The 26310-nt window shown below is 71.1% G+C and carries 29 protein-coding genes; 21 read left to right on the forward strand and 8 right to left on the reverse strand.

Going from position 1 to position 26310, the window contains the following annotated elements; translation table 11 throughout:
- Positions 1 to 40 precede the first annotated feature (40 nt).
- The 4 genes from murA (at position 41) to Leucomu_RS06845 (ending at position 4490) form a co-directional block, all read left to right on the forward strand.
- Positions 41 to 1369, forward strand: coding sequence for a UDP-N-acetylglucosamine 1-carboxyvinyltransferase (murA, locus tag Leucomu_RS06830; RefSeq protein WP_031290229.1), 1329 nt, complete (start codon positions 41 to 43; stop codon positions 1367 to 1369).
- Between the two features lie 66 nt (positions 1370 to 1435).
- Positions 1436 to 2212 carry a lysophospholipid acyltransferase family protein gene (locus tag Leucomu_RS06835; RefSeq protein ID WP_031290231.1) on the forward strand — a complete coding sequence of 259 codons (777 nt, stop codon included), beginning with the start codon at positions 1436 to 1438 and terminating at the stop codon, positions 2210 to 2212.
- Entirely contained in the window at positions 2209 to 3333 is a 1125-nt protein-coding gene (locus Leucomu_RS06840; RefSeq protein WP_017884994.1) for an NAD(P)H-dependent glycerol-3-phosphate dehydrogenase, read from the forward strand. The genes Leucomu_RS06835 and Leucomu_RS06840 overlap by 4 nt, the downstream gene beginning before the upstream one ends.
- Positions 3330 to 4490 (forward strand): D-alanine--D-alanine ligase family protein, encoded by a 1161-nt coding sequence (locus Leucomu_RS06845; protein WP_017884995.1) that lies wholly within the window; start codon positions 3330 to 3332, stop codon positions 4488 to 4490. Before Leucomu_RS06840 ends, Leucomu_RS06845 begins: the two co-directional genes overlap by 4 nt.
- Positions 4491 to 4632: 142 nt before the next feature.
- On the opposite strand, the gene Leucomu_RS06850 is transcribed toward Leucomu_RS06845, so the two are convergent.
- On the reverse strand, positions 4633 to 5115 hold the full coding sequence (locus Leucomu_RS06850; RefSeq protein ID WP_017884996.1) for a DUF3515 family protein: 483 nt from the start codon (positions 5113 to 5115) through the stop codon (positions 4633 to 4635).
- 43 nt (positions 5116 to 5158) lie between these two features.
- Between Leucomu_RS06850 and thiL the strand changes: the two genes are divergently transcribed.
- Positions 5159 to 6178, forward strand: a complete 1020-nt coding sequence (gene thiL / locus Leucomu_RS06855) for a thiamine-phosphate kinase (RefSeq protein ID WP_128386750.1) — start codon at positions 5159 to 5161, stop codon at positions 6176 to 6178.
- A 45-nt stretch (positions 6179 to 6223) separates the two neighbouring features.
- On the opposite strand, the gene Leucomu_RS06860 is transcribed toward thiL, so the two are convergent.
- On the reverse strand, positions 6224 to 7816 hold the full coding sequence (locus Leucomu_RS06860; RefSeq protein WP_128386751.1) for a PucR family transcriptional regulator: 1593 nt from the start codon (positions 7814 to 7816) through the stop codon (positions 6224 to 6226).
- A 170-nt stretch (positions 7817 to 7986) separates the two neighbouring features.
- On the opposite strand from Leucomu_RS06860, the gene gabT reads away from it, so the two are divergent.
- Both gabT and Leucomu_RS06870 read left to right on the forward strand, forming a co-directional pair.
- A complete protein-coding gene (gene gabT / locus Leucomu_RS06865; protein ID WP_128386752.1) occupies positions 7987 to 9330 on the forward strand; it encodes a 4-aminobutyrate--2-oxoglutarate transaminase in 1344 nt (447 codons plus the stop codon).
- Positions 9331 to 9366: 36 nt separating this feature from the next.
- Positions 9367 to 10836, forward strand: a complete 1470-nt coding sequence (locus Leucomu_RS06870; protein ID WP_128386753.1) for an NAD-dependent succinate-semialdehyde dehydrogenase — start codon at positions 9367 to 9369, stop codon at positions 10834 to 10836.
- Positions 10837 to 10917: 81 nt separating this feature from the next.
- Here Leucomu_RS06870 and rsmD read toward each other — a convergent pair whose 3' ends face one another.
- Positions 10918 to 11502, reverse strand: coding sequence for a 16S rRNA (guanine(966)-N(2))-methyltransferase RsmD (gene rsmD / locus Leucomu_RS06875; protein ID WP_128386754.1), 585 nt, complete (start codon positions 11500 to 11502; stop codon positions 10918 to 10920).
- Positions 11503 to 11564: 62 nt separating this feature from the next.
- Here rsmD and Leucomu_RS06880 point away from each other — a divergent pair, with 62 nt between their 5' ends.
- From Leucomu_RS06880 to mutM, 10 genes are all read left to right on the forward strand, one after another.
- The gene (locus tag Leucomu_RS06880) at positions 11565 to 13760 is read left to right on the forward strand and encodes an ATP-dependent DNA helicase RecG (protein ID WP_128386755.1); all 2196 of its coding nucleotides are present in this window, start codon (positions 11565 to 11567) and stop codon (positions 13758 to 13760) included.
- 260 nt (positions 13761 to 14020) lie between these two features.
- Positions 14021 to 14935, forward strand: coding sequence for an ABC transporter ATP-binding protein (locus tag Leucomu_RS06885; protein ID WP_128386756.1), 915 nt, complete (start codon positions 14021 to 14023; stop codon positions 14933 to 14935).
- 118 nt (positions 14936 to 15053) lie between these two features.
- Positions 15054 to 16001 carry an ABC transporter permease subunit gene (locus Leucomu_RS06890; protein WP_128386757.1) on the forward strand — a complete coding sequence of 316 codons (948 nt, stop codon included), beginning with the start codon at positions 15054 to 15056 and terminating at the stop codon, positions 15999 to 16001.
- A gap of 34 nt (positions 16002 to 16035) precedes the next feature.
- Positions 16036 to 17478, forward strand: a complete 1443-nt coding sequence (locus Leucomu_RS06895; RefSeq protein ID WP_128386758.1) for a sensor histidine kinase — start codon at positions 16036 to 16038, stop codon at positions 17476 to 17478.
- The gene (locus tag Leucomu_RS06900) at positions 17475 to 18203 is read left to right on the forward strand and encodes a response regulator (RefSeq protein WP_128386759.1); all 729 of its coding nucleotides are present in this window, start codon (positions 17475 to 17477) and stop codon (positions 18201 to 18203) included. The genes Leucomu_RS06895 and Leucomu_RS06900 overlap by 4 nt, the downstream gene beginning before the upstream one ends.
- A 62-nt stretch (positions 18204 to 18265) precedes the next feature.
- Positions 18266 to 18760 carry a pantetheine-phosphate adenylyltransferase gene (gene coaD / locus Leucomu_RS06905; RefSeq protein WP_017885007.1) on the forward strand — a complete coding sequence of 165 codons (495 nt, stop codon included), beginning with the start codon at positions 18266 to 18268 and terminating at the stop codon, positions 18758 to 18760.
- Positions 18760 to 19308, forward strand: a complete 549-nt coding sequence (locus tag Leucomu_RS06910) for a YceD family protein (RefSeq protein WP_128386760.1) — start codon at positions 18760 to 18762, stop codon at positions 19306 to 19308. The genes coaD and Leucomu_RS06910 overlap by 1 nt, the downstream gene beginning before the upstream one ends.
- A gap of 13 nt (positions 19309 to 19321) precedes the next feature.
- A complete protein-coding gene (gene rpmF, locus Leucomu_RS06915; protein ID WP_128386761.1) occupies positions 19322 to 19525 on the forward strand; it encodes a 50S ribosomal protein L32 in 204 nt (67 codons plus the stop codon).
- A gap of 61 nt (positions 19526 to 19586) precedes the next feature.
- Positions 19587 to 20273, forward strand: coding sequence for a ribonuclease III (rnc, locus tag Leucomu_RS06920; RefSeq protein WP_128387799.1), 687 nt, complete (start codon positions 19587 to 19589; stop codon positions 20271 to 20273).
- Between the two features lie 6 nt (positions 20274 to 20279).
- A complete protein-coding gene (gene mutM, locus Leucomu_RS06925; protein ID WP_128386762.1) occupies positions 20280 to 21266 on the forward strand; it encodes a bifunctional DNA-formamidopyrimidine glycosylase/DNA-(apurinic or apyrimidinic site) lyase in 987 nt (328 codons plus the stop codon).
- A 69-nt stretch (positions 21267 to 21335) separates the two neighbouring features.
- On the opposite strand, the gene Leucomu_RS15825 is transcribed toward mutM, so the two are convergent.
- On the reverse strand, positions 21336 to 21581 hold the full coding sequence (locus tag Leucomu_RS15825; RefSeq protein WP_323368312.1) for an MBL fold metallo-hydrolase: 246 nt from the start codon (positions 21579 to 21581) through the stop codon (positions 21336 to 21338).
- The gene (locus tag Leucomu_RS06930; RefSeq protein ID WP_228407322.1) at positions 21478 to 22065 is read right to left on the reverse strand and encodes an MBL fold metallo-hydrolase; all 588 of its coding nucleotides are present in this window, start codon (positions 22063 to 22065) and stop codon (positions 21478 to 21480) included. Before Leucomu_RS06930 ends, Leucomu_RS15825 begins: the two co-directional genes overlap by 104 nt.
- 53 nt (positions 22066 to 22118) lie before the next feature.
- Here Leucomu_RS06930 and Leucomu_RS06935 point away from each other — a divergent pair, with 53 nt between their 5' ends.
- Positions 22119 to 22661, forward strand: a complete 543-nt coding sequence (locus Leucomu_RS06935; RefSeq protein WP_031290241.1) for a TetR/AcrR family transcriptional regulator — start codon at positions 22119 to 22121, stop codon at positions 22659 to 22661.
- Positions 22662 to 22746: 85 nt separating this feature from the next.
- On the opposite strand, the gene Leucomu_RS06940 is transcribed toward Leucomu_RS06935, so the two are convergent.
- The gene (locus Leucomu_RS06940) at positions 22747 to 23271 is read right to left on the reverse strand and encodes a GNAT family N-acetyltransferase (RefSeq protein WP_017885014.1); all 525 of its coding nucleotides are present in this window, start codon (positions 23269 to 23271) and stop codon (positions 22747 to 22749) included.
- 43 nt (positions 23272 to 23314) lie between these two features.
- The gene (locus Leucomu_RS06945; protein WP_128386763.1) at positions 23315 to 23611 is read right to left on the reverse strand and encodes a chorismate mutase; all 297 of its coding nucleotides are present in this window, start codon (positions 23609 to 23611) and stop codon (positions 23315 to 23317) included.
- A gap of 79 nt (positions 23612 to 23690) precedes the next feature.
- On the opposite strand from Leucomu_RS06945, the gene Leucomu_RS06950 reads away from it, so the two are divergent.
- Entirely contained in the window at positions 23691 to 24473 is a 783-nt protein-coding gene (locus Leucomu_RS06950) for an alpha/beta fold hydrolase (RefSeq protein ID WP_017885016.1), read from the forward strand.
- Positions 24474 to 24508: 35 nt separating this feature from the next.
- Here Leucomu_RS06950 and Leucomu_RS06955 read toward each other — a convergent pair whose 3' ends face one another.
- Positions 24509 to 24829: a hypothetical protein gene (locus Leucomu_RS06955; protein ID WP_017885017.1), complete on the reverse strand. Its 321-nt coding sequence runs from the start codon at positions 24827 to 24829 to the stop codon at positions 24509 to 24511.
- 165 nt (positions 24830 to 24994) lie between these two features.
- Here Leucomu_RS06955 and Leucomu_RS06960 point away from each other — a divergent pair, with 165 nt between their 5' ends.
- Positions 24995 to 25666: a DUF1345 domain-containing protein gene (locus tag Leucomu_RS06960; RefSeq protein WP_024357177.1), complete on the forward strand. Its 672-nt coding sequence runs from the start codon at positions 24995 to 24997 to the stop codon at positions 25664 to 25666.
- Positions 25667 to 25731: 65 nt separating this feature from the next.
- Complete coding sequence (locus Leucomu_RS06965) at positions 25732 to 26301, forward strand: DUF6434 domain-containing protein (protein WP_128386764.1); 570 nt, start codon at positions 25732 to 25734, stop codon at positions 26299 to 26301.
- Positions 26302 to 26310: the final 9 nt, after the last annotated feature.

Here is a 26310-nt window from a genome sequence, read left to right on the forward strand (position 1 = left end):
CGAAGGGCTCAAGAAAGACGCTCAGAAAGCCGGCGCCCGCGTGGGGCTGACCTCCGATGAGATCCTCATCAACGGCGGTCGGCCTCTGCAGGGGCGGATCGAGGTGCGCGGCGCCAAGAACCTCGCCACCAAGGCGATGGTGGCGGCGCTGCTCGGCAAGTCGCCCAGCGTGCTGCGCAACGTGCCGAACATCTCCGACGTGCGCGTCGTCGCCGGTCTGCTGGCCCTGCACGGCGTGTTGATCACCCGCGGCGACGAGCCGGGCGTGTGGCGCCTGGACCCCTCGAACGTCGAGGTGGCCCACCAGGCCGACATCGACGCGCACGCGGGGTCGTCCCGCATCCCGATCCTCTTCTGCGGCCCGCTGCTGCACCGTCTCGGCGAGGCGTTCATCCCCGACCTCGGCGGGTGCCGCATCGGCGACCGGCCCATCGACTTCCACCTCGACGCACTGCGCAAGTTCGGTGCGGTCGTCGAGAAGCTGCCGAGCGGCATCAGCCTCACGGCCCCCAACGGGCTCAAAGGCGCCAACATCGAGCTGCCCTACCCGTCGGTCGGTGCCACCGAGCAGGTGCTGCTCACGAGCGTGCTCGCCGAGGGGCAGACCGAGCTGCGCAACGCGGCGATCGAGCCCGAGATCATCGACCTCATCTGCATCCTGCAGAAGATGGGCGCGATCATCACGGTCGAGCCCAACCGCGTCATCTTCATCGAGGGCGTGAAAGAGCTGCGGGGCTACGACCACGCGGCGATCTTCGACCGCAACGAGGCCGCCAGCTGGGCCGCAGCCGCCCTCGCCACGAAGGGCGACGTGTTCGTCGGAGGCGCGAAGCAGGAGGAGATGATGACCTTCCTCAACGTCTTCCGCAAGGTCGGCGGCGACTTCGACGTGCACTCTGACGGCATCCGCTTCTGGCATCCCGGGGGCGACCTCAAGCCGGTGACCATCGAGACCGACGTGCACCCCGGCTTCATGACCGACTGGCAGCAGCCTCTCGTCGTCGCCCTCACCCAGGCCCAGGGCGTGTCGACGATTCACGAGACGGTCTACGAGAACCGTTTCGGATTCACCGAGGCCCTCAACAAGATGGGCGCCGACATCGTGGTCTACAAGGAGGGGCTGCACGACAGCACCCGCCGCGTGATGCGCCGCGAATTCGAGCAGGCCGCCGTGATCACGGGGCCCACCCCGCTCACGGGTGCCGACATCGAGGTGCCCGACCTGCGGGGCGGTTTCAGCCACCTCATCGCGGCGCTCACCGCCGAGGGAAGCTCGAAGGTCACGAACATCGGCATCATCTCGCGCGGCTACGAGAACTTCATCGAGAAGCTGCGGCAGCTCGGCGCCGACTTCGTCTACGAGAGCTGATCCCTCGATATCGCCTCCCCGGCACGGTATGCCGTGCCGGGGGCGCGGGAGCGGGATAATGGGACCATGACTGACACGGTAAAACTCCGCAGCCGCCCCTCCGCGGAGAAGCGTCGACCCTCCGTGTTTTGGTTCCTGGCCGGGATGATCCTGCCGGTGTGGTCCGTCATGGTGCGCTACCGCTTCGCGCCGCAGTCGAAGCTGCCCAAGACGGGCCCCTTCATCCTCGCGCCGAACCACTACAGCGAGATCGACCCCATCGCGATGGGCGCGGCCGTCTGGCATCTCGGGCGGCTGCCCCGGTTCATGGCGAAGGCGAGCCTCTTCCGCGTGCCCGTGCTGGGGTGGGTGCTGCGAGCCTCCGGTCAGATCCCGGTCGAGCGCCAGGGATCCACCCGGCCCGCACGCGACGGAGTCAACCCGATGGGGGCCGCCGGCCAGCTCATCGAGCGCGAGTCGGGGGTGATCGTGTACCCGGAGGGGTCGCTCACCCGCGATCCGGATCTCTGGCCCATGCGGGGCAAGTCGGGCGCCGTGCGCCTCGCTCTCGAGTCGGGTATTCCCCTGATCCCCGTCGCCCACTGGGGCACCCAGGATCTGATGCCGCGCTACGCGAAGCGCATCCATCCGTTCCCGCGCAAGACCATCCGGGTCTCGGTGGGCGAGCCGCTCGACCTCAGCCGCTTCGAGAACCGTCCCGTCGATCAGCGCGTCGTCACCGAGGCCACGAGCCTGCTCATGGACGCGATCACCGCGCTGCTCGCCGAGTTGCGCGGTGAGCAGCCGCCAGCCGAGCGCTGGGACCCCAGCAAGCACCAGCAGAACGAGACGGGCCGCTTTTGAGCACGCGGCCGATCCCGATCGTCACCGGTAGGAATCTGCGCAACCGCGGCCGCAGGGTCGCGGTCATCGGAGCGGGCAGCTGGGGCACCACGTTCGCGAAGGTGCTCTGCGACGCGGGCTGCGATGTCACCGTCTGGGCGCGTCGGCGCGAGGTCGCGCACGAGATCCAGGTCGCGAAGCGCAACACCCAGTACCTCGCCGGCATCAACCTGCCGAAGAGCCTGAAGGCGACCGACGACCTCAGCGTCGCGCTGCGCGGCGCGGGCCTCGTCTTCCTCGCGGTGCCGAGCCAGACCCTGCGGCAGAACCTGCTCGACATCGAGCCCTACCTCGACCGGCGCAGCGTGCTAGTGAGCCTCGTGAAGGGGGTCGAGAAGACCACGACCATGCGCATGTCGCAGGTGATGGCCGACACGCTCGACCTCGACCCGACGCGCATCGGCGTGATCTCGGGCCCCAATATCGCGCTCGAGATCGCGAAGGAGCAGCCGACCGGCGGCGTCGCATCCTGCGCCGATCTCACCGTCGCGCAGGAGATCGCGACTGCCGCCTCCGCGCCCTACTTCCGCACCTACGTCAACACCGACGTCGTCGGCACCGAGCTCGGCGGCGTGCTCAAGAACCTCATCGCGCTGGCGATCGGCATCGTCGACGGCGTGGGCTACGGCGAGAACACGAAGGCCGCGATCATCACGCGCGGCATCGCCGAGATGACCCAGTTCTCCGTCGCGCACGGCGCGGATCCCGCGACCCTCTCGGGACTCGCCGGCCTCGGCGACCTCATCGCTACCTGCCAGTCGCCGCTCTCCCGCAACAACACCGCCGGCCGCCTCATCGGGCAGGGCTACACGCAGGAGGAGACGCGGGAGCAGATGCAGCAGGTCGCCGAGGGCATCACGTCGGTGCCCCCGGTGCTCGAGCTCGCCCGCGAGCTGGGCATCCGCATGCCCATCGTGGAGCAGGTGCAGATGGTGCTCGACGGCCGCATGGCCCCGAAGGATCTCGGCCCGCACCTCGCCACCGAAGACGACGTACCGCAGCCCGAGCAGGCGATTCCCGACGGAGCCCACGAGGGCACGTGGCGGCGACTGCTCAACCGTTTGAAGGGAACCCAGGCGTGACCGCAGCATCCTCATCCTCCCCGTCGGAGCGCCGCGCCGACGCGCCCGGCGCGGGCGAGAAGCGCACGGTCGCGCTGCTCTTCGGCGGCCGCTCCAGCGAGCACGGCATCAGCTGCGTCACCGCCGCGGGCGTGCTGCGCGCGATCGACCGCGCGAAGTTCGACGTGATCCCGGTGGGCATCACGAAGCAGGGGGCCACCGTGCTCATGCGGGAGGAAGACCTCGAGGGGTACCGGCTCGAGCCCGGCGCGCTGCCCGAGGTCGGCGACAACGGCACGCGCGTGCTGTGGCCGGCCTCCACCGCGACCCGCACGCTCACCGTCGTCGATCAGGCGGGCGCGCTGCGATCGCTGGGGCACGTCGACGCGGTGCTGCCCATGCTGCACGGCCCGTACGGCGAAGACGGCACCGTGCAGGGCATGCTCGACCTGGTCGACCTGCCCTATGTGGGCAGCGGCGTCCTGGGCTCGGCGCTCTGCATGGACAAGCACGCGGTCAAGACCGTGCTGGCCGACGCCGGCATCCCGGTGGCGCCCTGGCGCACGGTGACGCGCGAGCAGCTCTCTCGCGACCCGTACCTCTCGGAGCGTCTCGACGAGGGGCTCTCCTACCCGCTGTTCGTGAAGCCGGCCCGGGCCGGCTCGTCGGTGGGGGTGAGCCGGGTCGCCGAGCTCGCCGAGCTGCCCGCCGCGCTCGAGGTGGCGTTCGCAGAGGATCGCACGGTGCTCATCGAGTCGGGCGTGACGGGGCGCGAGGTGGAGATCGCAGTGCTCGAGGGTCGCGGCGAGGATCGCCCGCGCACCAGCTCGGTGATCGGCGAGATCGTGTTCACCGGGCGCGACTTCTACGATTTCGAGGCGAAGTATCTCGGGGCCGCGGGCGTCGAGCTCGCGCTGCCGGCGCAGGTCACGGAGCTCGAGTTCGAGGCGATCCGGGACGCCGCGGTGCGCGCCTTCGAGGTGACGCAGTGCGCCGGGCTCGCGCGCATCGACTTCTTCCTCACCGACGAGGGACCGGTGCTCAACGAGATCAACACGCTGCCCGGCTTCACCCCGATCTCGATGTACCCGCGGCTCTGGCAGGAGTCGGGGCTCGAATACACCGACCTCATCACCGAGCTGGTCGAGCTGGCGATCGAGAAGAAGCCCGCCTACTGAGCCCCGGCCCGCTGCGGGTGCGGGTGCTTCCGGTCTCTCGGACGGTACCGGTATCTCGGACGCGATCCCGGGCCTCGATCCGAAGCACCGGTCCCACCCGAGACGCCGGTGTCACCCGAGACACCGGACACGAGGGTCGACGCTACAGATCGAGCGTGTCGACGAGGCCGACGCACTCGCGTGTCTGCGGCAGCTCCCTGACGACGGTGCCGAGGTCGAGCACCGCCGCGGTACCGCTCGCGTACTCGGAATTCACGAACACGGCGAGGCCGGGCGAGCGCCCGTAGGCCTCGAAGCGGTAGAGCGGCGCCTGCGAGTCGTCCATGATCCAGTCGACCCCGTCGACGTTCACGCAGGTGTCGGTGGTGGGGCCGCTCGGCTCGACGCCGCACTGCAGCTGCACGCCGGCCGGATCGCCCCACGCGCCCGTCGACTGGGCGTTGGTGGTGCGCCGCTCGAGGCCGGCGACCGTGTCGGGCAGGCGCACGATCACGTCGGCGCAGGCCGGGTCGTTGGCGTTCTCGGCCGCCTCCATGGGCACGTCGCCGGCGCAGCCGGTGAGCAGCGTCGCAGAGGCGAGCGCCGCGGTGGCGAGCGCGAGCAGGCGGGTGCGGTGCGAAGTCACGCTGCCAGCCTAGCGAGTGCCGCCTGTGCGCTAGTTTGAGAGTGTGAACGCGACCGTGGGGGAACTGGGGGAGCGCGAGGTGCTCGCCCGCGTGCTCGCCCGCCTGAGCCCCTCCGCGAGCGCGCGGCTCGGTCCGGGCGACGACTGCGCGGTGCTCGGCTTCGAGGGCGACGCGGTCGTGACGACCGACACGATGATCGAGGGGCCCGACTTCCGTCTGGCCTGGCACGACGGATTCGAACTGGGGTGGAAGCTCGCGGCCACCAACCTCTCCGACGTCGCGGCCATGGGTGCGCGGCCCACGGCGCTCACCGTGGCGCTCGCCGTGCCGCACGAGACACCGGTCGATCTGCTCGAGCGGATCGCGCGCGGCCTCGACGCCGCCTGCCGGCAGCTCGCGCCGGGCTGCGGTGTGATCGGCGGCGACCTCGGGCGCGCGCCGGTGGTGACCGCCTCGGTGACGGCGCTCGGCGACCTCGAGGGGCGGCCGCCCGTGACCCGCTCGGGCGCGAGGCCGGGCGACAGGGTCGCGTACGCGGGGCAGCTCGGGCTCGCGGGGCTCGGGCTGTCGCTGCTGTTCGCCGAGGCCGCCGATCCCGACGGCACCGCCCACTCCCGGTCGCTGCCCGCCCTGCGGCGGGCCTACCCCGCGGCCGTCGCCGCGCAGCTCGCCCCCGAGCCGCCCATCGCGCTCGGAGCGGCCGCGGCCGACGCGGGAGCGACCGCGATGATGGACGTCTCCGACTCGCTGTCGATCGACGCCGACCGCCTGGCGCGGGCGAGCGGGGTGACAGTCGACCTCGACGCGCTCCTGCTGGAGCGCGGCTTCGGAGTGCAGCACGGCGCTGCAGTGCCGATCGGGGCGATGCTCACGGGCGGTGAGGATCACGGGCTGCTCGCGACGTTCCCGGCGTCGGCGGCGCTGCCGCACGGCTTCCTGCCGATCGGCGCGGTGCGGGATATCGATTCGGGATCCGCGGCCGCGCCCGGGATCCGTCTCGACGGCGGCGCGCTCGACCCCGCCGGCTGGGACCCGTACACGGTGCGCCCGCCCGGATCCTGATGCTCGACACGCCCGCAGGATCGGCGACCCGGCGGAGGAGGGGGTTCAGGCCCTCTTCTCCGCCAGTCGCAGCGCCGTCCACAGGTCGGCGCGGGTGTCGGGGGAGTCGAGGTCGCTCTGCAGCAGTTGCGCGGCCGTCTGCACCCGGGCCTTGAGCGTGTGGCGGTGCACGCCGAGCTCGGTCGCGGCCGGGCTCGTCTGGCCGTGGTGGGCGAGCCAGACGCGCAGGCTGTGCTCGATGGTGTCGTCGTGCCTGCGGTCGTGCTGGCGCAGCGGAGCGAGCAGGCTCTCGGCGCGGTGCCGCGCATCGGGCATTCCGCTCAGCAGGTGCAGTACGCCGTCGTGCAGCGCGGGCAGGTAGTCGACCGGCCCCTCCGCGCCGCTCGCGACCGCGTACTCGACCGCCCGGTCGGCCTGGTCGATCAACTCGGCCAGCTGCGGCAGCGTTCCGCGTTCCGAGACCCCCGACAGGATGCGGCGCGTGAGCAGCAGGCGGCGGATCGCGGGCAGGTGCCGCGTCTCGGCGATGATCAGCGGCGCATCGCCGAGGGTCGCCCTGATGAGCCCGGGGCTGCCCGCGTCGAAGGACTGCAGATCCTCGACGATCGCGGGATCGACCCCCTCCGGCGTGCGGTAGCGCACGGCCACGACGGATCCGCGCGGCACCCGGGTGAGCGCGCCCGCGGCGATCCTCTCCGCGAGGGCGAGGTCGCCGTCCAGCAGCAGCTGCACGATCGCGTCGCGCAGCGACGACTGCGCCTCGTCGATGCCGCCGCGGTGCTCGAGCTGCACGGTCGCGAGCGCGGCCACCAGGCCGATGAGGGTGCGCTCGGCGGTGTCGGGGGCGCCGCGATCCTCGACCGCCAGCACCCCGAGCACCCGGCCGCGCCGGCCGAGCGCCTGCATCTGCACACCGCCGCCCGCGCCGCCGATGCGGCCCGCGCTCACGCCCCGCTCCACGAGGCGACGGGTCTCGCGGCGGATCCACTCGGCCTGGACATCGGAGCGGGCGGAGCCCGGGGAGAACTCGACGATGCGCCCCGACCTGTCGGTGATGCACACCCAGCGCCCGAGACGGGCGGAGGCCTCGCGCACGGCCGAGCCCAGCCCGTCGCGCTGCAGCGAGGCCGAGGCCACCGCGCGCTGCGATTCGAGCGCCCAGACGTCGCGCTCCCTCGCGCCGGCCTCGAGCAGCCGCGCCGCGGTCTGCACGATCTCGATGAACGCCGTATCGTAGGGCACGCGGAAGAGCGGCAGGCCGAGCCGGTCGCAGGCCGAGACGATCTGCGCCGGCACACGGTCCCAGTGCAGGCCGACCGCGACGCCGAGGGCGGTGACACCGGCGCCGACGAGCCGCTGCACGTACGCGTCGGCGTCCTGCTGGTCGTGCACCGCCGAGAACCGGGCGCCGGTGGTGAGCAGCACGGTGCGGGGCGTGAGGAACGGGGCGGGATCCTCGAGCTCGCTGACGTGCACCCACTGCACCGGTCGCTCGAGCACGTCGGCGCTCGCCCCGGCGATCAGCACGAGGCCGAGCTGGTACTGACGCAGCAGCTCGCCGAGCTCGATGGCGGGGGAGTGCGTGGCGGGCGTCCCGCCCCTCGCGGCCCGCTCATCCGGCGCGGAGCTGGCTGCCATGGCCCTCCCTGAATGGTGTCTGCCGAAGTGGCGAAAGTTCGAGTCTATTTAGTCCATTGTGGCACAGGAGCGGGTAGGCGGACGGGGCTAGGCTGATCCGGAATCACATTCGAACCCGCGAGGCGCTCACCCGAGCGCAGCGCGGTGAGCCCCCAGGCAAGGAGAACCTCATGGCTGATGCCAGCATCATCGGCGGCCCCTCGCTCCCGCAGGAGCGCAAGCTCGTCACCAGCATCCCCGGTCCGAAATCGCAGGAGATCATCGCGCGCAAGAGCGCCGCGGTCGCGGCCGGCGTCGGCGCCGCCCTGCCCGTGTCGATCGTCGCAGCCGGTGGCGGCGTCATGGTCGACGTCGACGGCAACTCGCTCATCGACCTCGGCTCCGGCATCGCCGTGACCGGCGTCGGCAACTCGGCCCCCGCCGTGGTGAAGGCCGTCACCGAGCAGGTGCAGCAGTTCACCCACACCTGCTTCACCGTCACCCCCTACGAGGGCTACGTGCAGGTCGCCGAGAAGCTCAACGAGCTTACCCCCGGCGACCACGAGAAGCGCTCCGCACTCTTCAACTCGGGCGCCGAGGCCGTCGAGAACGCGATCAAGATCGCCCGCCACTACACCAAGAAGAACGGCGTCGTCGTCTTCGACCACGCCTACCACGGCCGCACCAACCTCACCATGGGCATGACCGCCAAGAACATGCCCTACAAGGACGGCTTCGGCCCGTTCGCCCCCGAGGTCTACCGCGTCGCGACCTCGTACCCCTTCCGCGACGGCCTGACCGGCGCCGAGGCCGCCGAGGTCGCGCTCACCCAGATCGAGAAGCAGGTCGGCGCGTCGAACCTCGCCGCCATCATCATCGAGCCCATCCAGGGCGAGGGCGGCTTCATCGCCCCCGCCGAGGGCTTCCTCCCCGCCCTGCAGGAGTGGGCGACCGCCAACGGCGTCGTCTTCATCCTCGACGAGGTGCAGACCGGCTTCGCCCGCACCGGCGACCTCTTCGCCGCGAACCACGAGGGCGTCGTGCCCGACCTGGTCACCACCGCCAAGGGCATCGCCGGCGGTCTGCCCCTGTCGGCTGTCACCGGCCGCGCCGAGATCATGGACTCGGCGCACGCGGGCGGCCTCGGCGGCACCTACGCGGGCAGCCCCATCGCCTGTGCCGCGGCCCTCGCCACCATCGAGACCTACGAGCAGGAGAACCTCTCGCAGCGCGCCCGCGAGATCGGCGCGATCATCGAAGAGTTCTTCGCCGAGCTGCAGAAGAACGACGACCGCATCGGCGACATCCGCGGACGCGGCGCCATGCAGGCCGTCGAGCTCGTCGAGTCGGGCTCGAAGAAGCCCGCCGCCGCCCTCACCGGCGCGATCGCGAAGCAGGCCGGCGACCAGGGCGTCATCCTGCTCACCTGCGGCACCTACGGCAACGTGATCCGCTTCCTCCCGCCGCTCTCCATCTCGGACGAGCTGCTGCGCGAGGGCCTCCAGGTCGTCGCCGACGCGCTGGCCGCCAACTGACCGACGCAGCAGACTGACGAACAGAAAGTAGACATCATGGCACTGAAGCCCAACGAGCAGGAACTGCTCGATCGTGTTGAGTCCGGTCTCGGTATCGGCGGCAAGTGGGAAGCGTCCACCTCGGGCGCGACCTTCGACGTGACCGACCCCGCCACCGGCGAGGTCATCAAGACCATCGCCGACGCGACCGTCGAGGACGCGGTGCGCGCGCTCGACGCGGCCGTCGAGGCGCAGGAGGAGTGGGGCAACACCCCCACCCGCGTGCGCTCGAACATCCTGCGCCGCGCGTTCGATTTGCTGATGGAGCGCAAGGAGGAGTTCGCGCTGCTCATGGCCATGGAGATGGGCAAGCCCATCGCCGAGGCCCGCGGCGAGGTCGTGTACGGCGGCGAGTTCCTGCGCTGGTTCTCGGAGGAGGCCGTGCGCGTGCAGGGAGACTACCGCCAGAACCCCGAGGGCACCGGCAACATGGTGGTCTCGCATATCCCCGTCGGCCCGTGCTACTTCATCACGCCGTGGAACTTCCCGCTGGCGATGGCGACCCGCAAGATCGCTCCGGCACTCGCCGCGGGCTGCACCTCGGTGATCAAGCCGGCTGCGCTGACTCCGCTGACCACGATCTTCTTCGTACAGCTGCTCGAGGAGGCGGGCCTCCCCGCCGGCGTGGTGAACGTCGTGCCGACCTCGAAGTCGAGCGCTCAGTCGTCGGCGCTGCTGTCGGATCCCCGCCTGCGCAAGCTGTCGTTCACGGGCTCCACCCCGGTGGGCGTGAAGCTGCTCGAGGCCGCCGCTCAGAACGTGCTGCGCACTTCGATGGAGCTCGGCGGCAACGCGCCGTTCGTCGTGTTCGAGGACGCGGATCTCGATAAGGCCGTCGAGGGCGCCATGCTCGCGAAGTTCCGCAACATCGGCCAGGCCTGCACCGCGGCGAACCGCATCATCGTGCACGAGAGCGTGGCCGACGAGTTCGCGCGCCGCGTGGGCGAGAAGGTCGCGGCGATGAAGATCGGCCGCGGCGCCGACGAGGGCAACGACATCGGCGCGCTGGTCGAGGAGAAGGCCGTGGCCAACACGGCCCGCCTCGTGGCCGACGCCGTCGAGACCGGCGGCACCATCGTCACCGGTGGTGAGCCGATCGACGGCCCCGGCAACTTCTTCCAGCCGACCGTGATCGACAACCTCGGCCCGCAGGCCGCGATCATGCGCGAGGAGATCTTCGGCCCGGTGCTCGGCATCGTGCGCTTCTCCACCGAGGACGAGGCGGTCGAGATCGCCAACAACACCGAGTACGGCCTCGTGAGCTACGTGTTCACCGAGAACCTCGCTCGCGGTCACCGCATGATCGAGAAGCTCGAGACCGGCATGATGGGCCTGAACACGGGCCTCGTGTCGAACGCCGCGGCTCCGTTCGGCGGCGTGAAGCAGTCGGGCATCGGCCGCGAGGGCGGCTTCGACGGCATCCACGAGTTCCTGTCGACGAAGTACACGCTGATCCCGCGCTCGTAGTTCGAGCTCGGAGTCCGCACTCGGGCCCGGAACCTCTGAGGTTCCGGGCCCGAGGTGTATCCGGAGGGGGCGGATCGCGGTTCAGGCGGGCTCTGCCCACCACAGCGCGGTCTCGCCGTAGCGCTTCTCGCGCACCGGAGCCAGCCCCGCGGGCCACTCCGGCTCGGGGGAGCGGGTGCTGCGCTCCACGAGCACGGCGGCGTCGTCGGCGAGCAGCGGCACGAGCGCGGCGAGGTTCGCCGCGAGCTCGGCGTCCCCGAGATCGTAGGGCGGGTCGATGAGCGCGACATCCCAGCGCGGAGCGGCCGGATTCTCCCCGGCCGAGTCGAGGAACGCCTGGACCGACTGCCGCACGACCTCGACGAGGGGGGCCGATCCGGAGCGCGTGAACGCCCCGAGCACCGTTCGCGCGTTGCGACCCGCGACCTGCGCCGCCTGGAGATGCTTCTCGACGAGCGTGACGGCGGCTGCACCGCGGCTCGCCGCCTCGAGGCCCAGAGCGCCCGAGCCCGCGTAGAGGTCGAGCACGCGTGCGCCGTCGATGAGGCCCCACGACTCGAGCGCCGAGAAGATCGCCTCGCGCACGCGATCGCTCGTGGGCCGCGTGCCGGAACGGGGCACGTCGAGGCGCAGCGATCCGGCGGCTCCGGCGATGATTCTGGTCATCACACGAGGGTACCGTCTCGCCGCCGCGAGCGTCTGTCGGGGGTCGCCGCTACGCTGGAGACATGACCCAGGCCACGCTCGACACCCGCCTCGACGGTGTCGTGGGAGCGCGCACGGCGAAGCCGCTGCAGCGGGCCTTCGAGATGCTCACGGTCGGCGACCTGCTGCACCACTTCCCGCGCCGCTACTCCCGGCGGGGCGAGCTGACGCCGCTGCGCGGGCTGCCGACGGGCGAGCAGATCACGGTGGTCGCCCAGGTGCTCGACGTGCGCGAGCGCCGCATGCAGCGCCGCAACGGCAGCCTCCTCGAAGCCCGCATCACCGACGGAACGGGAACGCTCACGCTCACCTTCTTCAACCAGCAGTGGCGCAGCCGGGAGCTGGTGGCGGGGCGACGGGGCATCTTCGCGGGCAAGGTCAGCGAGTACCGGGGCAACCTGCAGCTGCAGCACCCCGAGTACGAGCTGTTCGAGAACCGCGATGAGGCCCCCGGCGCAGAGCAGCTCGACGAGGCGGCGGCGAAGGCGTGGGCCGAGACGCCGGTGCCGATCTACCCGGCCACCGCGCAGATGCCCAGCTGGACCATCCAGCGGGCCGTCGAACTCGCCCTCGACGCTCTCGGGCCGGTGACCGACCCGCTGCCCGCCGAGATCCGCGACGCCGAGGGGGTCATGGCCTACGGGCGGGCGCTCGAGCTGATCCACCGCCCGCAGACCGATGCCGACTGGCGCGGCGCGCAGCAGAGTCTGCGCTTCCGCGAGGCGTTCGAGCTGCAACTCGCGCTGCTCGATCGCCGGCGTCGCGCCGGGCTCGAATCCAGCACCCCGAGGCCGCTCACGAGCGGCGCGGCGGGCAAGCCGGGCCCGCTCGACCGATTCGACGCCGCCCTGCCCTTCGACCTCACCGGCGACCAGCGCCTCGCGGGTGACACGATCTCGGCCGAGCTCGCTCAATCGCACCCGATGCACCGTCTGCTGCAGGGCGAGGCCGGGTCGGGCAAGACGCTCGTGGCGCTGCGCGCCATGCTGCAGGTCGCGGGCAGCGATGGCCAGAGCGCGCTGCTCGCGCCCACCGAGGTGCTCGCGGCGCAGCACTTCCGCTCGATCACGGAGGCGCTCGGCCCCGACCTCACGGCCGAGCTGAACCCCGTGCTGCTCACGGGCCGCATGCCGGCCGCCGAGCGCAAGCGGGCGCTGCTCTCGCTCGCCTCGGGCACCTGCCGCATCGCGGTCGGCACGCACGCCCTCATCAGCGAGGGGGTCGCGTTCTACGACCTCGGGTTCATCGTGGTCGACGAGCAGCACCGCTTCGGCGTCGAGCAGCGCGAGGCGCTGAGGCGCAAGGGGGCTTCGCCCCACGTGCTCGCGATGACCGCCACCCCCATTCCGCGCACGGTCGCGCTCACGACCTTCGGCGACCTCGAGGTGACCACGATCAGAGAGCTGCCGCCCGGGCGGCAGGGCATCGAGACCTTCACCGTGCCCGAACTCGAGATGCCGAACCGCGCGGCCCGCGTGTGGGCGCGCGCTGCGGAAGACCTCGCGGGAGGCCGACAGGTGTACGTCGTCTGCCCGGCGATCTCGGCGGGCGAGGTCGATCCCGAGCTCGACGGCGACGAGACGGGCGCCGAGGAGCGGCCGCGGCCGCTCGCGAACGTCGAGGATACCGTCGCCGAGTTGCGCCGCCGCCCCGAGTTCGCGGGCGTGCAGATCGAGGGGCTCGACGGCGGCATGGCCTCCGACGAGAAGGACCGCGTGATGCGGGGCTTCGCCGATGGGCGCATCGGCGTGCTCGTCGCCACGACCGTCATCGAGGTGGGCGTCAACGTGCCCAACGCCACGATCATGATCGTGCGCGACGCCGACCGCTTCGGCATCTCGCAGCTGCACCAGCTGCGCGGCCGGGTGGGGCGCGGCGAGCACGCGGGTCTCTGCCTGCTCATGACCACGGCCGAGCAGGGCTCTGTGGCGCGAGAGCGCATCGAGGCCGTCGCGGCGACCTCCGACGGTTTCGCGCTCGCCGAGGTCGATCTCGAACTGCGCCGCGAGGGCGACATCCTCGGTACGGCGCAGTCGGGAGGGCGGTCGACGCTGCGCCTGCTGCGCGTCGCCGAGCACGGCGAACTGATCGCGCACGCCCGCGAGGTGGCGGCGGCGCTGCTCGAGCACGATCCCGAGCTCGAGACCGCCCCGGGCCTCGCCGAGCTCATCGCCCGCGAGTACGAGGCGGGCCTGCTCGACAACCTCGCGAAGTCGTAGCTGCCGGGGCCGCACGCCCGTCGAGCACGGCGTGGACTCGGCGCCTCGGAAGGCGCGTGCTCGTACCGCGTCGCGCACCCGCGATCCGGGATCCGGCGGCCGCGCCGTGCGACGCCGCCCCTCGGCCGGCCCCGAAGCGGTACCCAGGTACCATTCCCCAGGCACCGAGGGCCGATCCGTCGCCGCTCGCGCGGTCCTAGCGTGGAAGCAACGATGCACCACGAGCGCATCACCCCAGGCACCACGCGAAGGAGAGCACCATGATCGAGGCACGAGGCCTGAGCAAGCAGTACGGCAAGAAGACCGCCGTCGACGACGTCAGCTTCTCGATCAGGCCGGGGCAGGTGACGGGATTCCTCGGCCCGAACGGTGCGGGCAAGTCGACGAGCATGCGTCTCATGGTGGGGCTGGACCGCCCCTCGGCGGGCACCGTCACCGTGAACGGCAGGCGCTACGCCGAGTCCCCGGCGCCGCTCGCCGAGGTGGGCGCGCTGCTCGACGCGAAGGGCGTGCATCCGGGCCGCAGCGCCCGCAGCCACCTGCGCGCCCTCGCCGCGACGCACGGCATCCCGGATCGCCGCGTGCACGAGGTGCTCGAGCAGACCGGGCTCGGGGCGGTCGCGAACAAGCGCGTCGGCGGCTTCTCGCTGGGCATGGGGCAGCGGCTCGGCATCGCGGCGGCGCTGCTCGGCGACCCGCAGACGCTCATCCTCGACGAGCCCGTGAACGGTCTCGACCCCGACGGCGTGCTGTGGGTGCGTCAGCTGCTGCGCCACCTCGCGGGCGAGGGACGCACCGTGCTGCTGTCGAGCCACCTGATGAGCGAGATGGCGCAGACCGCCGACCACGTGATCGTGCTCGGGCGCGGACGCGTGGTGGCCGACGCGCCCATCGCCGAGTTCGTAGCCGGGGGCCAGGGCGCGCAGGGCGAACGCGTGCGGGTGCAGAGCCCCGACGCCGCGAGGCTCGCTGCGCTGCTCATGAACGCCTCGGGCGTGGAGCTCGATCCGGAGGGGGAGCAGGGCTTCACGGCGCGCGGGATCGCTGCGGCCGAGATCGGCCGCGCCGCCGCCGCGCACGGCATCGAGCTGCACGAGCTCAGCCCTCTCTCGTCGTCGCTCGAGGACGCCTACCTCGCGCTCACCCGCGGCGAGCTCGAGTACCAGTCCGCGTGACTCGGCCGGCGGCGGCATCGCCCGCGCGAAGCCGGACGACCGCCACCTCCGGCGGCCTCGGGAATGGGCCGTCTCCGATCCCCAGACGCACCACATCTTCCAGCGAAAGAAGCAGATCATGACCTCCACCATCACCATCGACGCGAGCCAGGTGCCCGGCCAGCAGGCCGGCGGATCCGCGCCCGCTCCAGAAGGCCGCCCGGCCATGGGCGGCGCCCCGCGGCTCACCTTCGGCGGTGTGCTGCGCTCCGAGCGCATCAAGCTGTCGTCGCTGCGCAGCATCCGCCTCACCCTGCTCATCACCGCGCTCGTCGGCCTCGGGCTCAGCGCGATGATCGCCCTGCTGTGGAGCGGCCAGATGGACGGCGCCGACGCCATGATGACGTCGGATCCCGCCGGCCTGCAGACTTACCTGCTGATCGTGTCGACGTTCACCGCGCCGTTCCTGGCCCTCGTCTTCGGCGTGCTGGGCGTGTTCGCCGTCACGAGCGAGTATTCGAGCGGCATGATCCTCTCCACGCTTACCGCGGTGCCGCGTCGCACCCCGGTGCTGATCGCGAAGGCGATCGTGACCGCGGCCGTCGCCGCCGCGACGGCCCTCGTGCTCGTGCTCGGCGGCCTCGCGCTCGCCGTGGCGTTCCTGCCCCAGGCCGCTGAGCAGCTCGGCTCCACCGCGGTGATCTCGGGCGGACTCGGAACGGTGGCCTACCTCGTGCTCATCACGCTGCTCGCCTTCGGCATCGCGACGCTGCTGCGCTCGACCGCGGGCGGTATCGCGGTGATCGCGGGCCTCACGTTCGTGCTGCCGATCGCGATGCAGGTGCTCATGCTCACCGGATGGGAGTGGCTGCCCACCGTCTCCGCCTACCTGCCCGCCGACCTCGGCGGCACGCTCGCAGCGGGCATCTCCGACAGCGCGCTCCCCGAGGCCGTCACGGTCGACGGCGAGGCGCTCGCGGTCGGCTCCGGGCCCGGCTACTGGACGGCGCTCGCGGCGATGACCGCCTGGGCCGTCGCCGCCCTCGTGCCCGCCGCGATCCTCTTCAAGCGCCGCGACGCGCGCTGATCCGCGCGGTCGGGCGAGTCAGTAGGGTGAAGGGGTGAACGCAGAACTGTCGACCGCGGCCGAGGTGCGGCTGCCGCGCTCGCCGGGAGTGATCCGGCGGGCGCTGGCGGCGCACCCGCTCGCGGTCGACGTGTTCATCGTGACCTGGTACGTGCTCGGCTGCCTGCTCGGCGTGTTCATCGACCTCGTGGCCGCCCAGGCCCCGGTCGACGGCCTCGCCGTCTCCGACTGGTTCGCGCTGCCCGGCTACCTGCACTGGCCGTGGTGGCCGCTGGCCGTGCTGCGGGTACTGGTGATCGGCGCCGCGCTGCTCTTCAGACGCCGCTATCCGCTGGCGGGGCTCATCGTGGTGACGGTCGCCATGCTCGGCGACCACGGCGCCCAGGCGCTCGCGTCGGGCGTCGCACTGCTCTTCATGATCTACGCCGTTCCGGTCTACCGCAGCGTCGCCGCCGGATGGATCGGCTACGCGATCGTGGTCGTCGCGAGCGTGGGCGGCAGCCTCGTCTCGATGCTCTCGGGCTCGACGTGGAGCACCACCGGCGAGATCACCCCGGGTGGGGTCGTGCGCGCCGGTGACGCGGCCGCGATGTCGATCCCGGACTTCATCGTCGTGAGTGTGATGACCGCGATCTGGTACCTCGCGGTGCTGATGCTCGGTATCAACCTCGGCAACCGCCGCCGGTATCTGCAGGCGATCATCGACCGGGCGCACCAGCTCGCGCGGGAGCGCGACCAGCTCGCGCAGCTCGCGGTCGCCGAGGAGCGCTCGCGCATCGCCCGCGAGATGCACGACATCGTCGCCCACTCCCTGTCGGTCATGATCGCGCTCTCCGAGGATGCGGCGCGAGCCGCGCAGGCCGCCCCCGACGCGGCGGTCGACTCCATGACGCGCAGCGCCGAGACCGGGCGCACGGCCCTCGCCGAGATGCGGCGCCTGCTCGGCGCGCTCACCGAACAGGGCGAGCAGGCAGAACTCGTGCCGCAGCCGGGTGTGCAGGATCTGCCCGAGCTCGCGCGCGGCTTCCGCGACGCGGGCGTCGATGTGAGCCTCGAGATCTCGGGCGAGGCCTCCGGCGACCGCGGACAGGATCTCGCCGTGTACCGCGTGGTACAGGAGGGGCTCACGAACGTGCTGCGCTACGCGGGCACGGGCGCCCGGGCCGAGGTGCGGATCGAGCGCCTGCCCGACCGCACCGTGATCGAGGTGCGCGATTTCGGCGCGAAACCCGGATCGTCGGCGCCGGTATCCGGCGTCGGCTCGGGGCGCGGCATCGCCGGCCTGCGCGAGCGCGCGCGGGTGTTCGGCGGCGAGATCTCGGCGGGGCCCGTCGCGGGCCCCGGCGCGGGCTGGCTGCTGCACGCCGAGCTGCCCGTCAGCGCGGCGGCCCGCGAACGCGTGCCGGGCGATCCCGCCGCGCAGCAGGAGGGCGGCGCGGACGACCGAGATCCCGAACCCGACGAGGAGAGACGATGAGCGACGCACAGATCCGGGTGATGCTGGTCGACGACCAGGAACTGATCCGCACGGGCTTCCGGCTCGTGCTGCTGGGGGAGCCCGGCATCGACGTGGTCGCAGAGGCCGCCGACGGCGAGGCGGCGCTCGCCGAGCTCGCGAGTCTGGAGGCGAGCGGCGGCGGGTGCGACGTGGTGCTCATGGACGTGCGCATGCCCGGCATGAACGGCATCGAGGCCACCGGCCGCATCGTCGCCGAGCACCCGGCGACGCGTGTGCTCGTGCTCACCACCTTCGATCTCGACGAGTACGCGACGGGAGCGATCCAGGCCGGCGCGAGCGGCTTCCTGCTCAAGGACGCCCGTCCCGACGACCTCGTCGATGCGATCCGCCGCGTCGCCGGCGGCGACGCCGCGATGGCGCCGAGCGTCACGCGCCGGCTCATCGAGCAGCTGCGACTCGCGGATCCGGCTCAGGCGTCGTCCGGCTCCGCAGCGCCCGAGGTGTCGGGCGCCGCCGGCGCTCCCGGCGCCGATACCGACCCGCACGCCGTGTTCGAGGTGCTCACCGAGCGCGAGCTCGACGTGCTGCGCCTCATCGCCGAGGGGCTCAACAACGCCGAGATCAGCGCCGAGCTCTTCCTCTCGGAGTCGACGGTGAAGACCCACGTCGGGCGCGTGCTCGCGAAGCTGCAGCTGCGCGACCGCGTGCACGCCGTCATCTTCGCGAAGCAGCACGGACTCTGAGAGATTCCGCTGACAGCGGCGACGCGGCGCTCTTCCAAGCTGCGGCAGATAGGGTTGAAGGCATGAGCAATATCGCCGTCGTACCCGGGTCGTTCGACCCGATCACCCTCGGGCACCTCGACGTGATCCGTCGGGCTGCCGACATCTTCGACGAGGTGCACGTCCTCGTCGTGCACAACCCCGGCAAAGACGCGATGCTGCCGATCTCGGAGCGCGTCGGCCTGATCCAGAAGGCGCTCGACGAAGACCCCCAGATGCCGAAGAACATCCTCGTGGCGTCGTGGTCGGTCGGCCTGCTGGTCGACTACTGCACGGAGGTCGGGGCCTCGGTGCTCGTCAAGGGCATCCGCTCCCAGATCGACGTGGCCTACGAGACTCCCATGGTCATCATGAACCGCAGCCTCGCAGGCGTCGAGACCGTGTTCCTGCTGCCCGACCCGGCCCACGCGCACGTGTCGAGCACGCTGGTGCGCCAGGTCTCGTCGATGGGCGGCGACGTCTCGCAGTACGTGCCCCCGGCCGTGGCCCGCTTCCTCGCGAAGACGAGGCCCGCGTGATGAGCGGCGCACGAGTGTTCCACGAGAACATCCGCGACATCTACAATCGTCCGGGTGAGATGCGCGAGCGCACGCGCACCGTCGCGGCGCCCGAACGACTGGGCGAGGGGCTCGCCTGGGTGGCCGAGGGCGAGAACCTCGACCTCGACCTGCGGCTCGAGTCGGTGCACGAGGGCATCCTCGCCACCGTCGAGGTGAACACCACCGTGCACGCCGAGTGCGGGCGCTGCCTGAAAGAGTTCGCCACGCCGTTTCAAGTCGAGTTTCAGGAGCTTTTCGCGTATACTCCTACGGAGGCCGACGAGTATGGGGTTCACGGTGATCACGTGGATCTTGAACCCCCGCTCCGAGACGCGGTAGTGCTTGCACTGCCGTTCCAGCCAGTGTGTCGCCCGGACTGCCCGGGGCTCGATCCCGAGTCCGGTGAGTTGCGCGAGGCCGAGGCTGCAGCCGAGTCCGGCGCGGTTGATCCGCGATGGGCTGCGCTGGCCGGGTATCTGGCCGAGGAAAAAGACGTGGATCGGTCCGCCGATCCTGAAGGCAACTAGGAAAGAGAGCATCATGGCTGTTCCCAAGCGCAAGATGTCGCGTTCGAACACCCGTCACCGCCGTTCGGCGTGGAAGGCCGAGGCCCCGAAGCTGGTGAAGACCGTCGAGAACGGCCGCACCGTGTACAGCCTCCCGCACCGCGCTCGCGTGGTCGAGGACTCGCAGGGCAACGCCCTCTTCCTCGACTACAAGGGCCGCAAGGTCGCCGACGCGTAAGTTGGCATCGAACGCTCGAGAGCCGTCGGGAACGCCGCAGGGCGAGCCCGGCGGCTTTCTCATGCCCTTCGGGGTGCGAGTCGATCCCGAGCTGCTCGAGCTCGCCCTCACGCACCGTTCCTGGGCGTATGAGAACGGCGGGGCGCCCCACAACGAACGCCTTGAGTTTCTTGGCGACTCCATCCTGGGTCAGGCCGTCACCCTCAAGCTCTACCGCGACTACCCCGAGCTGAGCGAGGGCGAACTCGCGAAGCGCCGCTCGGCGCTCGTGTCGACCGTGGCGCTCGCCGAGGTGGCGCGCGGTCTCGGCATCGGCGCCTCGCTGCGGCTCGGCAAGGGCGAGCGCCAGACCGGTGGGCGCGACAAGGACTCGATCCTCGCCGACACCGTCGAGGCGATCATCGGCGCCGTCTACCTGTCGACCGACGGCGAGACGGCGAACCGTTTCGTGCTCGACCTCGTGGCCCCGCTGTTCGCCGACCCCGAACGGTTCACGGCGGCCGTCGATCCGAAGACCTCGCTGCAGAAGGAGGCCGCCCAGCGCGGCCTGTCGCACCCGCCCTACGAGACCACCGGCACCGGCCCGGATCACGATCGGCGATACACCTCGCGCGTGACGCTCGACGGTGCGACCGGAGTCGGCGAGGGCACCAGCAAGAAGGTGGCCGAGCTCGCCGCCGCGCGCGACGCCGTCGAGCAGCTGCTCGAGGCCCGTCGCCGTCGCGCCGAGCGCGGCGCCGGGAAGTAGCGCGGCGTGCCCGAACTGCCCGAAGTCGAGGTGGTGCGCGCCGGCCTCGCCCCCGCCGTGACGGGTGCGCGGATCGTCGCCGCCGAGGTGCGTGACCCCCGCGCGCTCAAGCGGCACCTGCCGCTCGGCCTCGACGGACTGCCCTTCGACGACGGCCTCGGCGGGCACAGCGTCACCCTGCCCGTCGAGGCGGGCCTGTCGCGCTCGGCCGACTTCGAGCGCCGGGTCACCGGTCTCCGGCTCGCCGCGCCGCAGCGGCGCGGTAAGTTCATGTGGATCCCCGTAGCGAACCCGAACGGCGGCGCTCCCGGATCGGCGCTCCTCGCGCACCTCGGCATGAGCGGGCAGCTGCTGCTGCGCTCGCTCGAAGCGCCCGACGACCGGCACGTTCGCGTGCGGCTCTGGATCGAGCACCCCGAGCACGGCGACCTGCGTCTCGATTTCGCCGACCAACGGCTCTTCGGCTCGCTGGCGCTCGACGCGCTCGTCGAGGCCGCGGGCGGCGGCGCGATCCCGAGCCAGGCGCGCCACATCGCGCGCGACCCGCTCGATCCGCTCTTCGACGACATCGGCTTCATCGCGGCGCTGCGCTCCCGCAGCGCCGGTGTGAAGAAGCTGCTGCTCGACCAGGGGCTCGTGAGCGGCGTCGGCAACATCTACGCCGACGAGGCCCTGTGGCGGGCGCGACTGCACCCCGAGACGGCGGGCACGTCGGTCGGGCCGCGCAAGGCCCGCGAGCTGCTCGCCGCGCTGCGCGACGTGTTCGCGAAGGCGCTCGCCGAGGGCGGCACGAGCTTCGACGCCCAGTACGTCAACGTGAACGGTCAGGCGGGTTATTTTGCGCACTCGCTCAACGCCTACGGCCGCACCGGGCAGCCGTGCCCGCGCTGCGGGGGGCCGATCCGGCGCATCGTCATCGGCGGACGCTCCTCGCACTTCTGCTCGCGGTGCCAGAAAAGGGGCTCCGCCCCGCGGTCCCGCACCTCTGTCTGAGGCGTTGGGGCAGGATCCGCCCGGTCCGATTCGCTGCTCCCGCTGGCGGTGCGCCGCCGCGGCGGAGTGCTAGGGCCGGGCCGTCGAGGCCGCAGCGGTTGCACGCACGGCGGCGGTGATGCCGTCCTTCCAGGGGGCGCCGTGTCCGGGGAGTACCCATGTCGCTTCGGTCGGGAGCAGATTCTGGAGAGAAGCGATGGCTTGCTCTGGGTCATCGGTGAACGGCGCGGGCTGGGGGCCGGTCACGCCGGTCAGGACGTTGCGTGTCGTGAGTCCATCGCCGACGAACACTGCGTCGGCGAGCGGAACATGCACGGCGATGCTGCCCTCGGAGTGCCCTGGAAGGCCGATGATGCGGGGGGGGGGGGGATCCCGGAAGATCCAGGACTTCTCCGTCGCGCACGTCGATCGTGCGGGTGAGCCACGAAGTGCGAAGTCCGCCTTTGCGGAGGGCGTATGTCAGGAATTCGACGAGGGGCAGGAATCTCATCTGCTGCTTGGCGTTGGGCGGCTTCGGTCCGCCCATGGCACGCGCTGCATCTGCGTGGTGGACGTAGACGGGTATTCCGAGGTGCCGGCGCAGGCGTTCAGCGAAGCCGAGGTGGTCGGAGTCGCCGTGCGTCAGAATGATGCCCTTGACGTCGCCCAGGGTTCTGCCCGCAACTGTGAGTTCGGCGCGGAGATCGCGCCAGTGGCCGGAGAGCCCCGCATCGATGATCGTGACTCCTTCGGGGGTGACGACGAGGTAGGCGGCCACGATGTCATTGCCGACTCGGTAGAGATGGGTGCTCAGCTTCATGAAGGCTAAGATATATAGCCATGAAGGCTACTGTCAATAGCTATACTTGGGGGATGCCAGCTCCTGACAAGACTTCCCTGGGTGCGATCGTGCATGCTGCCCGGCAGCTTGTGGAATCCGACGGATTGCCCGGCTTGACCATGCAGAGCGTTGCTCAGCGTGTGGGAGTTCGTGCGCCTTCTCTCTACAAGCGCGTCGGAAATCGAGACGAACTGATCCGACTCGTCGCTGAAGCTGCGCTGAGCGACCTGTCCGATGCGTTGAGGGCGGCTCCCGACCTCTACCGCCTTGCGGAAGCGTTTCGCAGCTTCGGGCATCTGCATCCTGCCGCATTCCAACTGATCATGGCTCCCGGTGCAGGTGTTCCGGTTGCGAGTCTCGCGGCGACGGCGGCGGTCACGCAGCCGGTGATCGACGCTACACGGGCCCTCTGCGGCGAAGCTCGAGGGCTTGACGCTGCTCGCACCCTCACTGCGTGGGCGACGGGCTTCATCATCATGGAGAACAACGGGGGTTTCCGCCTGGACGGAGATGTGGAGGAGGCGTGGCGTTTCGGGCTCGAGAGAATTCTCGAAGCGATAGCGCGCTCGCGCTGAGGCGCGGTCTCCAGGTCCCGACTGAAGCGTGAGACGCAGAAGCCTGCTGTCTGCAGCAGATCGTCCACGCGAACCGCGATGGGGATCAACAGCCCGAGCGCGGCCGATCCACCGCGAACGCCAGATGCGGCATCTCAACGCCGCGGTAGTGCTTCACGAAGCGTCCGCGGACGGTCATGCCGAGGCGGATCGCGACGTTCATCGAGGCGAGATTGGTGTCGCGCACCTGCGCCCACACCCGCTCGGCGGCGAGCTGATCGAAGGCGTACTCGCGGCAGGCGGTGGCCGCTTCGACGGCGTATCCGCGGTGCCAGTGGGCGCGGTTGAAGAGGTAGCCGACCTCGATGACGTCGGCGCCGAGGATGCGCTGCCGGGTGAGCCCGCACTGCCCGATCATCTCGCCGGTGTCACTCAGCTCGACGGCCCACAGCCCGAAGCCGTCCTCCCGATACCGCTCGCGCATGCGCTGCAGCCAGCCGCGCACCATCGGCTCGTCGAACGCGCCCTCGTAGGCGGTCATCGTCTGCTCGTCCTGCAGGATCGCGCGGAGCGCGGGCAGGTCGCCCTCGTTCAGCTCGCGAAGTTGCAGGCGCGGGGTTTCGAGACGCATCCGACCATTGTCGCAGGCGCCGGGTATGCCAGGGTTCGGGCCGCTAGCCTGCTCGGTGCTGCCGCAGTTCGAGATCGATGGAGGCTCCGATGAGGGCACGGTACGCGGCCTCGACCACCTCGGGGGAGGCCCCGCGCTCCTCGGCGAGGCCCCGCGCCTTCTCGATGACCTGCTCCACCCTGGCGGGCGCCCGCACCTCGCCCTCGTTCTGCTTGAGGGAACCAGCCGTGAGCACCCACCGCTGCCGATCGGCGATGAGTGAGACGATGCGCTGATCGATCGCGTCGATCTGCTCGCGCACATGGTCGAGGGTGAGGCTCTGAACCGGGTCGGTGCTCATCGCATCAATATAGTCGGGGTGCAGGTCTCGAGCCCCGGTCTCGGGGCAGGCCAGGCGCCTGCGCCGATACCCTTGAACGATGATTGCGCAGATCCTCGGCGAGGGAACCCCGCTCATCGCGATTCACGGCTTCGGTGTGGATCACCGCATCATGCTGCCGCTCGACGACGATCTCGCGAACCGGGGGTGGCAGCGCATCTACCTCGACCTTCCATGGGCGGAGGGCGCTGCGGACACCGGCGAGCGCACCCCGCGTGAGCTTGCGGACGCGGTGCTCGCCGAGGTCCGTGGCACGATCGGCGAGGCGCCCTTCGCGGTGATCGGCAACTCGTTCGGAGCGATGGTCGCGCGCCACCTCGCGCACGCGCTGCCGGCGCAGTGCCTGGGTCTTGCGACGCTCGGCGGGATGTTCGAGCCGGATCGTTCGCGGCGCATCTGTCCCGACCGTCAGGCGGTCGTGCTCGACGACGAGGTGCTCGTGCGGGCGGGGGAGGCGCGGGCGGATTTCGAGGAGATGGCGGTCGTGCAGAGCGAGGCGGCCCTCGACGCGTTCCTCACCTCCGCGCTGCCGGGTCTGCGCGGTGCGGATCAGCGGGTCATGGGGCGGATCGCGGCGAAGTACACGCACGCCTACTCTCCTGAGGCGGGCGCCGCGGAGCCCTTCGATGCGCCGTCGCTGCACGTTTTCGGCAGGCAGGACCACGTCGTCGGTTTCGAGGACGGCCTGGCGCTGCGAGACCACTACACGCGGGGTGCGTTCGTCGTGCTCGACGCCGCCGGGCACAATGTGCACCTGGAACAGCCGGCGGTCGTCGGCGCCCTGCTGCGCGACTGGCTCGACCGGACGGCCGTCGCTCGCTGAGGCTCCTTCGCGGCACCGAAGGTTCCGCAGGGGGCTCAGCTCGCCGGCTGCAGGCGTCGCAGCGCGACGGCCTGGCTGGCGGCGAAGAGGGCGATATCGACGGCGATGGCGAGCACGGCGAGGGCGACCAGCACCGCGGCGCCCGTCGCCGAGACCGCAGCGACCGCGGCGGCGGCGAGCAGGTTCGCGATCATCACCAGCCGGAGCGCGGTGCGCAGCGGAAGTCTCGCGAGCATGAGCAGGATCAGGCCGGCGCAGACGACCACGGCGACGCCGACGGCGGCGACCAGCCATGCCGGCAGCGCGAGGGTGGGCGCGATCGCCGGGGCGGCGAGTGCGACGCCCGCGCCGAGCAACCCGCAGTACGCGGCATCGAGACGGAGGCTGAGGCGGCCGAGGCGTTCGCCGTTCCATGCGTGCCTGACCTCATCCTACGCGGCACGACGCCGTTCCCCGGCCGGGGCAGCCACGAGCGCTGGCACGCGCGTGTGCCGGCCGCCGCTTCGAAATAGACTGCGCGCATGGGCCCGAAAGTCTCCGCAGGTGCGCATGCGCACGCGCATCTGCGGCTGCGTTCCTGCGTCTCCATCCTGCTCGGCATCGGTGCGGGGGCCGTCGTGGCCCCCTCGCTCGGAGTCGCTGCGGGACTGCTCGCGGGCTGGGGGCTCGTGGCGCTCATCAACGTGGTCTGGGTGCTGCTGGTGGTCTGGCGCATGAACCCGCAGCAGACGAGGGCGCACGCGACCGCCGAGGATCCGGGGCGCGGGCTCGCGCGCGTGGTCGCTGTGGCCGGCAGTGTCGCGAGCCTCGTCGCCGTCGCGGTGGTCGCGGCGCAGGCGCAGCGAGCCGACGGGATCGAGGCATACCTGCTCGCGGGGATCGCGCTGCTCAGCGTTGCGAGCTCCTGGGCGCTGATCCACACCGACTACATGCTGCGGTATGCCGCGCTCTACTACGCGAGCGGCCCCGATGGCGCACCGCGGGGCGGTATCGACTTCAATCAGGCGGATCCGCCGCAGTACACCGACTTCGCCTACTTCTCGGTGGGGCTCGGGATGACCTATCAAGTGGCCGACACGAACGTGAGCAGTTCGGATCTGCGCCGGGTCGTGATCGCGCAGACGCTGCTCGGCTATCTCTTCGGCGTCGGCATCATCGCGAACGTCGTCAATCTCATCTCGGGCCTGGGATGACGGCCCGGGATGACGGCCCGGGCGCCGGTGCGAGCGCCGCGTGCGCCCCTCGGTAGGGTGAGGGGATGACTCAGTCTTCGCCGGGCTCGGCCCGCCCAGCGCTCACCCCGGGGCTCTCCGGCGACGAGCTGCGACGCTGGTACTGGCTGAAAGACGAACTGAGCGACTTCGCGCGGTCGCTCGGCATCCGCGCCACCGGCGGCAAAGAACTGCTGACGGAGCGGATCGCTGCTCGCCTCGACGGCCGCGAGTTCGTCGAGCCGTCGCAGCGGAGGCGCACCGGTGGGCGTCAGCTCGCGGGTGAGCTGACGCCCGAGACCCTGATCCCGGCGGGTCAGCGGTGCAGCCAGACGGTGCGGGCGTGGATGGCTGAGCAGGCGGGGCCGGGTTTCCACTTCGACGCCGAGATGCGCGCCTTCTTCGCGGCCTCGGATGGCACGCAGACCCTGCAGCACGCCCTCGACCACTGGGTCGCGACGCGCGAGCAGGGGAAACGCGGCATCGACGCCCAGTTCGAGTACAACCGCTTCACCCGGGCCTGGCACACCGCCCACCCGGATGGCAGCCGCGAGGATCTGCTCGCCGCTTGGCGGGAGTACCGCGCACGCCCCGTCGACGAGCGCGGCCGAGCGTAGGGCGAGGGC

The organism is Leucobacter muris, assembly GCF_004028235.1.
Lineage (GTDB): Bacteria > Actinomycetota > Actinomycetes > Actinomycetales > Microbacteriaceae > Leucobacter > Leucobacter muris.